This window comes from Citricoccus parietis, from assembly GCF_042433045.1.
GTDB classification, from domain to species: Bacteria; Actinomycetota; Actinomycetes; order Actinomycetales; family Micrococcaceae; genus Citricoccus; species Citricoccus parietis.
In genome coordinates, this window is sequence record NZ_JBHLWH010000021.1 from 185,794 (window position 1) to 196,921 (window position 11,128).

At 68.1% G+C, this 11,128-nt stretch carries 8 protein-coding genes; all 8 read right to left on the minus strand.

Going from position 1 to position 11,128, the window contains the following annotated elements; genetic code table 11:
- Nucleotides 1-280: 280 nt before the first annotated feature.
- The gene (locus ACFFIO_RS07925; protein ID WP_378041042.1) at nt 281-430 is read right to left on the minus strand and encodes a hypothetical protein; all 150 of its coding nucleotides are present in this window, start codon (nt 428-430) and stop codon (nt 281-283) included.
- Nucleotides 431-519: 89 nt separating this feature from the next.
- A complete protein-coding gene (locus ACFFIO_RS07930) occupies nt 520-6,987 on the minus strand; it encodes a helicase-like domain-containing protein (protein WP_378041043.1) in 6,468 nt (2,155 codons plus the stop codon).
- 71 nt (nt 6,988-7,058) lie between these two features.
- The gene (locus ACFFIO_RS07935; protein ID WP_378041044.1) at nt 7,059-7,583 is read right to left on the minus strand and encodes a hypothetical protein; all 525 of its coding nucleotides are present in this window, start codon (nt 7,581-7,583) and stop codon (nt 7,059-7,061) included.
- A gap of 163 nt (nt 7,584-7,746) precedes the next feature.
- The gene (locus ACFFIO_RS07940) at nt 7,747-8,652 is read right to left on the minus strand and encodes a single-stranded DNA-binding protein (protein ID WP_378041045.1); all 906 of its coding nucleotides are present in this window, start codon (nt 8,650-8,652) and stop codon (nt 7,747-7,749) included.
- 132 nt (nt 8,653-8,784) lie between these two features.
- Nucleotides 8,785-9,408: a hypothetical protein gene (locus ACFFIO_RS07945; RefSeq protein ID WP_378041046.1), complete on the minus strand. Its 624-nt coding sequence runs from the start codon at nt 9,406-9,408 to the stop codon at nt 8,785-8,787.
- A 2-nt stretch (nt 9,409-9,410) separates the two neighbouring features.
- Nucleotides 9,411-10,295, minus strand: a complete 885-nt coding sequence (locus tag ACFFIO_RS07950) for a hypothetical protein (protein WP_378041047.1) — start codon at nt 10,293-10,295, stop codon at nt 9,411-9,413.
- A gap of 128 nt (nt 10,296-10,423) precedes the next feature.
- Nucleotides 10,424-10,735 (minus strand): hypothetical protein, encoded by a 312-nt coding sequence (locus tag ACFFIO_RS07955; RefSeq protein ID WP_378041048.1) that lies wholly within the window; start codon nt 10,733-10,735, stop codon nt 10,424-10,426.
- A complete protein-coding gene (locus ACFFIO_RS07960; protein WP_378041049.1) occupies nt 10,732-11,124 on the minus strand; it encodes a hypothetical protein in 393 nt (130 codons plus the stop codon). Before ACFFIO_RS07960 ends, ACFFIO_RS07955 begins: the two co-directional genes overlap by 4 nt.
- Between the last annotated feature and the right edge of the window lie 4 nt (nt 11,125-11,128).

Consider the following 11,128-nt stretch of genomic DNA (forward strand, 5'->3'; position numbering starts at 1 on the left):
GCATCGAGTCGCTGGCTACAATTCACAGACCATTTCTAGCACCCTCGAATGGGTTCGGTTCCGCATTGGTGACGCGGGGTGGCGGAGTAGAGAAGGGATTCGCGGCGCATCGTGGATGCTCCAACCTGGGGTGGATCTTCTGGCTCACAACGCTGTGCGCGGAGAACAGGCATGGATCGAGTTACCACTTCATCCCGCTAGAGCGCTTGCGGGGCAAACTGGCGTGGTAGCGAAGGTCAGCTTCGTACGCTCCGTCCAGGTGACACGTACCCGCGAGCACTTAAGCTCGACGGAGGGCGAAGACCATCAGGCAGGCGCTCATCGCCAGGGTTATCAGCCTGCGCAGGGCGCGGTTCGTGGCGAAGATGCCGAAAACTCCGGCGAAGCCTACGGCCAGTCCTGTCCAGCCGATCAGTTCTGCGGTGCCCAAGCCAGTGCCCCCTTGGCTCGTTCCCGTTCCGCCACTCCACCCTCACCCATCACAGGGACACCTCAGGGGCGTATTTGCGCGGCCGGGCCTCATGCCAGACCCCGCGAGGCGCTGGTGACGGCTGGGGTGGCGTGCAGTTGGTAGGCGAGGGCCGGGTCCGGTTGCGGTGACTGCCGTGGCTGCGGTGCAGGCTCCGATTCGGTGCCGGTGGAGCGTTGGTAGACGTCCCCGGTGACGGTGGTGCCCGCCGGAACGGTCTTCGTCTGCTGAATTTCTGGCGTGGCTTCTGGGACCGGGGCCAGGCGCAACTCGGTCAGGCTCACCGGTTGATCCACCACGGTGGCATGTCCGCCGCTTGGCGCGGGGATGCGCAGGGTATCCCCGTCGGAGGTCTCGATGACGAGTTGGTTGACGGTGATCCGTCGTCCCATTGCCCCGGTTTTTTGCTCCTGTTCCACGTTCTGCAGTCGCCCGGGGATGAGTCCGCCGGCCAGTTCGCTCTTGGTGGGCAGGTCGATTAGGACGTGCTGTCCGGTCGGTTCCTGGTGGGCCAGTTCCCGCAGCGCCATACGTGGCGGCAGGTCCGCCTCGGGGCGGGCGAGAGCCAGGAGTTCGTGGCCGGTCAGCGCCCCGTGGGTGCGGTCCAGGACGGTGACCTCACTCTCGGAACGTTTCTTGCCCTCCCCGGTCACCTGTTCGTTGCGGTACCGCAGGTTCACGGTGGTGTCGCCGCTGATGCCGGTGATGGTGACTGGTTCCTTGGTGCGGGCGTGGTTGTCGATGTCGGTGGCAGCCACGACGTCCCCGGGGCGCAGGTCCTCGATGGTCACCGTGAACCGGGCGGAACCGTAGAGGATGGTCCTCTGGTCCTCGGTGAGCCGCAGTGGGGGAGTGGTCTTCCATTCGCGGGACTCCACCCGCCAGGGGGTGGACTCGCGGATGCGCCCGGTGTCGGGGCTGACCGCCACGGGGCGGAAGCTGCCGTAGCCAGAGTTGTCCATACGGACGACGTCTCCGGCATAGCCGAAGTGCTCGATGTCCTCCCCGAGCATTTCGCCGGGGAGGAAGTCGTGGGCGGTGCGCTGCTTGGCCTTGGCGGCCGCGGCGGCCTGTTCGGCGGCGATCTGCTCCGGGCTGGTGGCGTCCACCAGGATGATGCCCGGTCCGGTGTCCAGGTCGTTGACCCGGATCCGTTCCCCGGAGTCCGTTTGGAGGTGCTGTCGGTCGTCCATGGTGCCCTCGACGATGCCCCCGTCCCGGTCCTGCACGCGGACCCGGACTCCGGTCTGACTGGGGACTTGCCAGAGGTGGTCCACGCGCTGGTGGCGGGTGGTGTCCAACTCCAGCATCTCCCGCTCGACGGGCCTGAGCTGGTCGGACATGCGGGCGATGAGATTCCCGGACCGCAGCACGGAGAACGCCGGGGTCGCCGCCGCCAGGTCCGCCGGCCGGTCTTCCTCGGCCGGCCAGCACACCGCATGAGACCTTCCGGTGCGCTCGTCCGTGTGAACCCCGACGCGCCAATACGCCTTGCCGACGTTCCACACATCTCCCTGCCGGTGGTCGGTGCGTTCCAGGTCGCCCAGCTTGGCCAGCTGCTGGCCGGAGAGCTCCACCGGAACCTCGTCGGTCCCCTCGGTGGTGGGGGCCATGTCCTCGGCCAGCCCGGCGGCCTCGCGTTTGAGGTTCTCGAGTTCGTCGGCGTGCTCGAAGGGCTGGGTCAGGGCCTGATCCACGGCGGGGATGGACTCGGTGAGCTTGGCCAGTTCGGCCCGTCGACGGGTGAGTTCCCCGCCCAGGCCGGCGACGAAGGCCTCGGCGGACTGCACGGCAGACCGGGGTCCCATGTCTTCCCCGAGGAGCTTGGGGACCGGCCAGGACTTGTGCACCGAGGGCAGGCCCATCGGGATCAGCTGCACGGTGTTCCCGGACCGGACCACCCCGAGCTGGACCCCGCCGAGGGTGCCGAGGGGTTCGGGCTCGGTGGCGTCGAGGAAGTCCAGGCGGTCGGCGCGTGCCGCTTGGCGGCGCAACGCGGCGGCGATGAGTTGTCCGGCGACCATCCGGTCGGAGGTACCGGCGCCGTCGGAGCGGGTGAACCGGAAGCGGTCCGCCTCGGTGGAGGTGACGGCCTCGGTGACGGCCTCCAGTCGCGGGAGCATGCCCTGCAGGTGGGTGACCCTGTTCTGGTTCATGCGCAGTTCGGCCCGGGTGGCGGAGCGTTGGTTACGCCAGGAGGCCTGAAGGCTGGTGAGCTGTTCGATGCGCATCTGCAGCGTGGCCAGCTGCTCGATCCGTGGGTCGCCGGAGAGTTCGGCGGCGGCCTTGGAGGCGCTGAACTCCAGGTCCGCGACGGCGTCTTCGACCTCACGTCCTTGGAGGTCGCCGCGTTTCATCTGGCCGATGAAGCGGGCCTTGCGGGCGATCATGTCCCAGCTGGCCACGTCGAAGGTCTTCTCCGTGGCGTAGGAGTAGATCTCCACCTGGGTGTTCTGGTTGCCCTGCCGGATGATCCGGCCCTCGCGCTGTTCCAGGTCGGCCGGCCGCCATGGGCAGTCCACGTGGTGCAGGGCGATGGCCCGGCGCTGGATGTTCGTGCCGGTGCCCATCTTCGCCGTCGACCCGATGATCACCGAGAGCTGCCCGTCCCGGGCCTGGGTGAACATCTCTTGGCGGGCCTCGTCGGTGTCGGCGTCATGGATGAACGCGATCCGCTCGGGGCTCATGCCGCGGGCCACGAGTTGGTCGCGCAACTCGTGGTAGATGTTCCACTGATCTGGCCTCGGGGTGGACTGGTCGCAGAAGATGATCTGCAGTCCGCCACGCACCTCGGAGACCTCCCCGGTGGCCGTTTGGTATTGCCGGTCGCTGGTGCGTTCGTGGACTTCCATGACTTGTTCGACCACGGCGACGGCGCGGCCGCCGTCGAAGTCGGGGTCCAGGCCGACGAGGCGGCCGTCGAGGGCGACCTTGCGCCCGTCGCCCATGATCTTGAGCATGTTGTCCGCCCCCGGTTCGGGGAACCCGGAGAGCTGGTAGATGCGGTCCGCGAGGTCGGTGATGTAGTCGCGGACCTGGTCGGAGGGTTCACGGCGCACCAGGATCCGGTCCCCGCCGAGGACACTGGGCAGAGTGGCCTCCAACTGGTCGCGTTGCACGGTGTCGGTGAAGGTGCGGTTCAGGCCCATCAGTTCGGGCATGTTCACGTACTTGCCGATCTTGGTGACCTGGTCGAAGCCGTCCCCGGTCATCTTCGGCTTCAACGTCGTCTGGGACTTGGTGAACTGCTGACCCCACACGGTGACCGTGTCCACCGAGGCAGCCTCCAACAAGTCCGGGCGCAGGTAGTGCTGCATTACCCACATCTCCGACATGGAGTTGGACACCGGGGTGCCGGTGGCGAAGGTCGCGACCGCCGGCAGATACGTGGACGTGGCCACCCCGGCGCGTTCGGCGGACAGGGTCTTGCGTTCGCGCAGGGCGCGGAGCTTGAAGTCCAGGTCGGTGGCCCGGTTCGAGCCCGGGCAGGCCAACTCGCCCAAATCCGAGGTGCGGGCGAGGTTCTTGTAGTGGTGGGCCTCGTCCACGAACAGGTAGTCGATGCCGGTCTCCTCGAAGGTGATCCCCGGGTCGGTGATCCTCGTGGCCTTCTCGTAGGCGGCCTCCACCCGCTTTTTGGCGGCCTCGACCCGCTTGACCGACATGCCCGCCTCGGCGTCCTTGATCAGCTCATCGAGTTCGGTGAGTTGCTCCTGGAGCCATTCGGCGCGTTTGGCCGGGTCGATCTCGACGCGTTCGAACACGGTCTGGGGCATGATGATCGCGTCCCAGTCCCCGGCGGCGGCCATCGCCATCCAATCCCGCCGACCAGCCACGCTCAGCCCGGTCGGCACCGCCAGGACGTTGGCGTCCGGGTACCACTCCACGAACTCCCGGTTGATCTGCTCCACCAGGTGGTTCGGGACGACCATGGCGGGGCGGTGGGCGATGCCGGTGCGGCGCAGTTCCATCGCGGCCATGACCATGGTGCCGGTCTTGCCGGCCCCGACCACGTGGTCCAGCAGCACGGCCGGTTCGTTCACCGCCCGGGCCACGGCCGAGCGCTGGTAGGAGTACGGGGTCCGGTCGGCGGCCAGCCCGGGCAACTCCAGCGCCTGCCCCATCTGGTCGTAGTCGGGGGCGACCATCGAGTTGAACGCCTCGTTGTACAGGCTCTGCAGTCGTTGGGCGCGGGCCGGGTCCTCGGTGACCCAGACGTTGAACCGTTCGCGCAGGGCCTCGACCTTCTCTCGGGCGGCGGTGGTCGCGGCCTCGTCCTTGCGGTAGGTGCCGTCGGCGTCCTTCTCCCGGACCACCACGGACTTATAGTTCATGGTCGCGGCCAGCAGGGCCGCCGGGGTGCGCTTGTTCGTGCCCCACTGGTACCGCACGCTAGGAGAGAACCCGCCCTTGGGGGAGGCGATTTCCCAGGCCTCGACGGCCGGGTTGAACTTGACCTCGGTGGCGACCTCGAAGGTGTCCCGGACGAAGTCCTCGTAGATGTCTTGCGGGACCCAGTGCACGCCGGGGTTGACCACCACGTCGCGGATGTCCACGTCCGCCGGCAGCACCGCCTGAAGGGCAGCCACGTTCACCGCGTACTCCCCGCCGTTCTGAACCGCCTCGTGGGCGGCGGCGAGTTTGGCCCGGACGTTGCCGGAGAGGTAGGTGACCTTCGGGGTCAGTACCCCGGATTCGGGGTCGGTGAACACGTGCCCGGCCATGACCGTCTGTGCCTCGTCGGCGTCCACGCTCAGCAGCCCGGCCACCCGGTCCACGTCCACGGTGCGGGTCTCGTCCAGGCTGATCGCGATGGCGTCCTCCACCGACTCGGCCCGCTCAGGGCGGGGCCGGTACTCGATGATGTCCCGGGTCAGCAGGGCGGCCGGCCCGGCGGTCTGCTCCTGCTCATCAAAGTTCTCGCAGGCGCGCAGCAGGCCGAGCTTGGGATCCCCGGAGAGGAACTCCAGGTGCGGCTGGCGCCGGGCGGTCAGGATCTTTTCGGTGGCCTGCTCCTGCCATGCGGCGGCCAGCTCGTCCGGAATGGGGACCTCGGAGCGGTCCATCTCCCCATCCTCGGGCAGGGTGGCCCGCCACTCAGCTTCGAGTTCTTTCACCCGTTGGCGCAGTTCGGCCGCACTCGGTGTCTTCCAGATGTCCTCGGATCGGTTGATCGGCCCATAGGCGTTCACGTACTGCTGCCAGCCCGACCGCAACTTCTCCCGCGCGGCCTCGGCGGCCTCTTGGCCCTGTCCCTCGGACTGGGTGCGCATCACCTGGACCGCCTGGTCCCGCAGCACCAGCAGGGCGCGGGCCTCCACGGCCCGGGACGCCGGGACCTTGACCGGCGCCCACTCCAGCTGCGCCCCGTACCGGGCGAAGCCCTGAGCGGCCGGGTCGAAGCGGACATGGCCCACGGCGGCCTCGGCCACCGGCGGGAAGTGCAGCCCCGGGGAGTGCTCGACGGGCCGGGGGTCGGGGGAGTAGCCCAGGCCGTGGGCGGCGGCCTCATCGACCACCGCACCCAACCGCTCCGCAAGCAGCGCGGAGAGGTCCCCGGTGGGTGGGTCCACGCGGTAGGACATCCCACCCCAGGGGTCACTTGCCGCCCGCAGGGTACCGAGCACGTTCTCCGGGTGGTCACGGAAGTACGCCGAGGCGGGCACCTGATGGATTTCCCCGTCGCGGTCGGGGGCCTCGATCACCGCGGGCTCCACCCAGGCGGCGATGGCGTCCTGGTCGATTGTGGCCCCGGGCTCGCGGCGCCGGAAGATCAGTACGTCGGTCTTCACGTCCGTACCGGCACTGTCCTGCATGGCCCCGTTGGGCAGGCGGACTGCGCCCACCAGGTCGGCGTATCGGGCGAACTCCCGGCGGGCCGAGGCCCGCTGGGCGTCCATCGTCCAGGTCGAGGTCATCACCGCCACATACCCGCCTGGGGCCGTTAGCCGCAGGGACTTGGCGATGAAGTAGTTGTGGATCGACAGGTTCTGCCCGTTGTACCGGGCATCGGCCACCGGGAACGAGCCGAACGGGACATTGCCGACCACCGCGTGGAAACTGTCCTCACCCAGGCGGACCTGCTCGAACCCGGCGGCGTGGACCTCGTGGGAGGGATGCAGGTGGGCGGCGATGCGCGCCGTCGTGGCATCCAGTTCCACCCCGACCATGTCAGTGCCGGCAGGGGCCTGGCCGATGAACTCCCCGGACCCGCACCCCGGCTCCAGCACCCTTCCCTCCTTGAACCCGGCCCGGGACAGTGCCCCCCAGATGGCTTGGGCGTGGGCGGGGTCGGTGTAGTGGGCGTTCAGGGTGGTGGCCTTGGCCTGCTCCCATCCCTCCGGGCCCAGCAACTCCCGCACCAAGGCCCGGTCCTCGGCGGAGAAGGTGTCAGCGGTGTCGTCGAAGAACTCCGGCAGCGCCCCCCAACTGGACCACCGGGACAGCTCGTCCTGGTCCTGCATGGTGGCGTACCGTCCGGCGCCCTCAAGCTCGGCCACGGTCTGCAGGGCCGCCACGTTCGCCAGGAACCGGCGGGTCGCGGTGGCCGGGCGCTGGGTGCCCCCGGTCCAATCGACCGGGGACCCGGTCAGTCCTGTTCGGCCCGCTTCCGGTCCGCCTCGGTCACCAGTTCCGGCAGCCGGTTCGCTCCCGGTACCGGGTCCATCCCCTGGGACCGCATCCAGTCGAACACCTGCTCCGCCAGCACCGTCAACTGGTCGAAGACCCGCAGCTGGGCCCGCTTCGGCAGCGTCAACAGGGCCTCGGCCTCCGCCGGCTCCACCCGGTCCGGGGCCAGCTGCATCGCCCGGGACTGCACGATCCCCATCAGGTAGTCCTCGAAGTCCTGGCTGGCGCCCTGGTACTGGTCCAGGCCCAGCATCAGGTCGATCACCGTCACTTCCCCGTCCGGGTGCGCCGTCTGGTAGGTCTGAACCAGGGAGTGCCCGTACGGCGTCGCCTCGTGCGGGTGTTGCCACACCGACCGGTCCGTCTCCCACCGGGCTTGCTCCCCGGCCAGGAACTGGCTGGCTCGCTCCGGTATCGGGTCCTCGATTGGATCCGGCATCGTCCCGTCCCGCATCCTGTCCTCCCGCATCGTCCCGTTCTGCATCCTCGGTTCCTTCCATTTCGGCCAGCAGGTCCAACACCGAGATCTGACCGGCAACCTGATTGCTTCGCTTCGCCACGCTAGGACTCCTGACTGACATAACTGCACGACGGCCGGAAAGCAGTCAAGCCCCCGGCCGCCGAGCGACGGTGAGTGAACGGTCCGGCTACCGGGAAACCCCGGCCCCCTGCTGTGCGCCCGGTACCTTGACCGGGTTCTGTGCCGCCCAGCTCGTGAACGACTCCGGCGTCATCTTCTCCGGCTGCAGACCCTGATCCACGGCCTGTCCAGCGAACTGGCTCAGCGAATCCCGGCCCCGGTTCTGCTCGCGGGGCAGCACCGTGACGGGGTTGTACTGCATCGACGCGGCCACGTCCTCAGCCCAGATGCGGTGGTTGAGCCCCGGCTGGCCGGTACTCGTGGAGTAGGCACCCACCTGATAGTTCCCAGAAACCGTCACCCGGTCGCCCTTGTGCAGCGAGGACAGCACATTGGCTCCGAGCCGGTCCCGGTCCACCGCGACGTCGTAGAACGTCGGATCGACGTCCTGCCACTGCCGGGAGCTCTCGTTGAACCGACGGTGATTCTCGGCCATCTTGAACACGACCATGTCCTGGCCGGCCTTCGTCTGGACCTGCCGAGGGTCCGCCGTCAGATTGCCCTGGACCGTCTTCTTCCCCACGCTTGTCATGGTTCGCTCCTTGTCTCGTTGAGTGGTCTCGGCCGTCGCCACCTGGCGCGAATCCACGGCCAGGGCGTGGGCCTGGCCGATGCCGTCGACCCACTCGGCAGATTTGGGTCGCACGAACGGTGTCCGGTCTTGAGGTTCCACGTCGATCACTTCCCCATCTGGGCCCTGCACCGTATCCCCATACACGTACTGCACCGGTTCATCCAGACGGATCCGCGTGCCTTCGCAGAAAAACTCCGGAGCCACAAGATCATCGTGGCTGAAGGCGGCCTCCACGCGGAGCCCGTCGTCCGTCTCGATCAACGCCGTGCTCTGCCGATCTTCCCCTTCCACTTCCACACCAACGATCACGCCTTCAACGTTCCGTTCTTCTGCCACCATGATCGACCTCCTGTTGTTCGCCACCGCCAACCCGATGCCGACGTCGTACCTTCAGTTCGACAGTGATCACGCCTATCCGTGCTGACACACACGGTGTCCGGCCCCCGCTATTCCTGGTGGTGCCTGGGCCGGTCAGTAGATCCATTCCCAGGCGTGCAAGCTGGCCTCAGCGCCAGGGGCGGGCAGACCGGCATGGTGCATCAGCTGCGTCACGTCCGGGAAGGGCGTCGTCCTGGACGAGCCGGGGGCGTCCAGGACTCGCGCCAGCCCCTCGCCGGTGTCCAAGGCAGGGGTCTGCGTGACGACGTAGAACGCCTCGATCTGGCCCACGACGGCTTCACCCCACGGGGCCGCCGGGACCACAGTGAGATTCACCAACGGGGTCGCCCCTTGGGAGGCGGCGTACTGCCACGCTTGTCGGACCTGGGCCAGGCTCGGTGCCGGACCGTCCCAGGCTTCGTCAACGGTGAGCGTCAGCTCTGGGTGTGCGTCGGTTTCAGCGAACCAGTCGTGTCCGGTGGGCCACAGCTGGGCCACGGCCGGGAAGGGTGCGCTGAAGTCGACATGCCACCGGGTCAGCAGCGGTTGCATCCATGCCGGGACGCTGGGATTGGGGCCGTGCGGGTCGGCGTGCATGGCCTTCGACCACTGCTCCCACGCGGCCGTGTCCCATTCGGCAATGGAAGCCTCCTCCATCCCGGCTACGTTCTTCAACCATTCAATGTCTGCCCGGAGCTCCAGCTGGTCAGTCGTCACAGTCATTGCCTTTCGTCGGTGCTGAAATCAGCGCCCTGGTGGAGGGCCTCTTCGTCCTCTGCTGTGTTCAGGTCGGCCCACGTGGTCCCGTCGGGGGATTCCTCCCAGACCACGGTCAGGTCCTCGGGTCCGCCGGTGATGTTCACCGCGACCCCGGCCTGGCCAGGGGTCGCGGAGGTGTACGCCAGGAGCACTGAACCGACCTCGGCCACGGACCGGGCGCGCAGGCCCAACGGGTCAGAGGACCCGTGCTCGACGCCGTCGGTGTCTACGGCACGGGCCCGGATGATCCTCACCCCGGTGGTGGGGCGGTCGATGACCTTTTCGGTGCGGATGGTCGAGGCCGCGGTGATCCAGTCGTCCTCGTCGTAGTCCAGCTCGTAGGCGCCCACGGTGCCGGAATACGCGACCGGTTCCTTATGGCCACCGGCCTGGACGCAGCCGGCCTCGTGGGTCATCTCCTTGAGCCGGGTCCGGAGCTGGGCCACGTTGGGGTGCCACATCATCATCGGGGCCAGCCCGGGAGCACCTTCTTCCCAGACCTTGTACTCCATGCACATCGCCGCATACAGCTCGGCGGTTAAATCCGGGTGCCGGTACCAGCACGCCGGGACATCGGAGGTGGTCAGCCGGTATTCGCGGATGAACCAGTCCACCCAGCGGCGTAGCCAGTTCCAGGCGTCCCATTGCTGTCCGGGTTCGATCGTCCGCCACCGGGTGCCCAGCCACTCCGGGGGCCCCTCGGCGGCCAGGGCGGCCTCGACCTCCGGGTCCAGGTACGGCAGCGGGGAAGCCGCTGCCTCACCGTCGGTCTGCTCGGGGCCGGGGATCTTCTGGTTCAGCCAGGTGTCGTCGTCTTCGTCGTCCACCCACGGGTTGCCTGTCACCGGTGTCGCCCTCCTCATCGCTGCTGTCTGATCCGGCAAGGCCTATGGCCTGCTCGGAGACAGTTCGGAGCCGGAGCGCAGTGGTGTATGTCGCGCGGGAGGGGGATCAGCGGCGGCTCACTCGAGGGTCAGGCGCCGGCGTCGGGGCGGCGTTGGCGGCGGTACTTCCGTGGTGGTTCGTCGATCAGCTTCAGCAGCCGTTGGATCATTTCGTCCACCGCGGCCTGGGCGGAGCCTTCGCCCGCGTGTTCGGCCATCCAGCGGTGGACGGCTTCCTCGCAGATCGAGCACAGCCACATCCCGTCCCCGTCGGCGCGGCGACATGCGGCGCGGTCGAGTAGATCGGTGCTGGTGGTGTGGAAGGCCAGCACGGAGACCCGCTGGCACAGTTCGCAGTTCAGCGGCTCGGTGGAGCCGGGGACGGGGGCACTGGTGGTCATGGGGTCTTCTTTCGGTGGCGGCGGATCATCCTGACGACGATAAGCACGGTGGCACGGCGCCGGTCCCAGCCAAAGTACTCCTTACGCGCATCCAGGAAAGCGTGCAGTTGTTCATGGTGGGCCCGGCACATCGGCATCAGATCATCATCTTTCTCCTGTGCCTTCCAGGCCCCCGTGGATGTCTCGCGCCGGACGCCGTCGTAGCGCAGATGGTGCAGGTCCAGGGTGCCGGCCTCGGTCAGGGTGAGTTGGCAGACCGGGCAGGCCGGCTCGCAGCCCCGGGCCCGGGCGTCGCGGAACCAGCGCACCCGCCGGAACCCCCACTGCGGGGATCGCAGGTATGCCCGGTAGTCGGTGGAGCCGGTGCGGGTCAGTGAGAGTCGTGCCATGGGC

Coding starts and splice junctions, on each gene's coding strand:
- ACFFIO_RS07935 (WP_378041044.1), bottom strand. CDS start 7,583: ATGCAGAACGGGACGATGCGGGAGGACAGGATGCGGGACGGGACGATG.
- ACFFIO_RS07940 (WP_378041045.1), bottom strand. CDS start 8,652: ATGGTGGCAGAAGAACGGAACGTTGAAGGCGTGATCGTTGGTGTGGAA.
- ACFFIO_RS07955 (WP_378041048.1), bottom strand. CDS start 10,735: ATGACCACCAGTGCCCCCGTCCCCGGCTCCACCGAGCCGCTGAACTGC.
- ACFFIO_RS07960 (WP_378041049.1), bottom strand. CDS start 11,124: ATGGCACGACTCTCACTGACCCGCACCGGCTCCACCGACTACCGGGCA.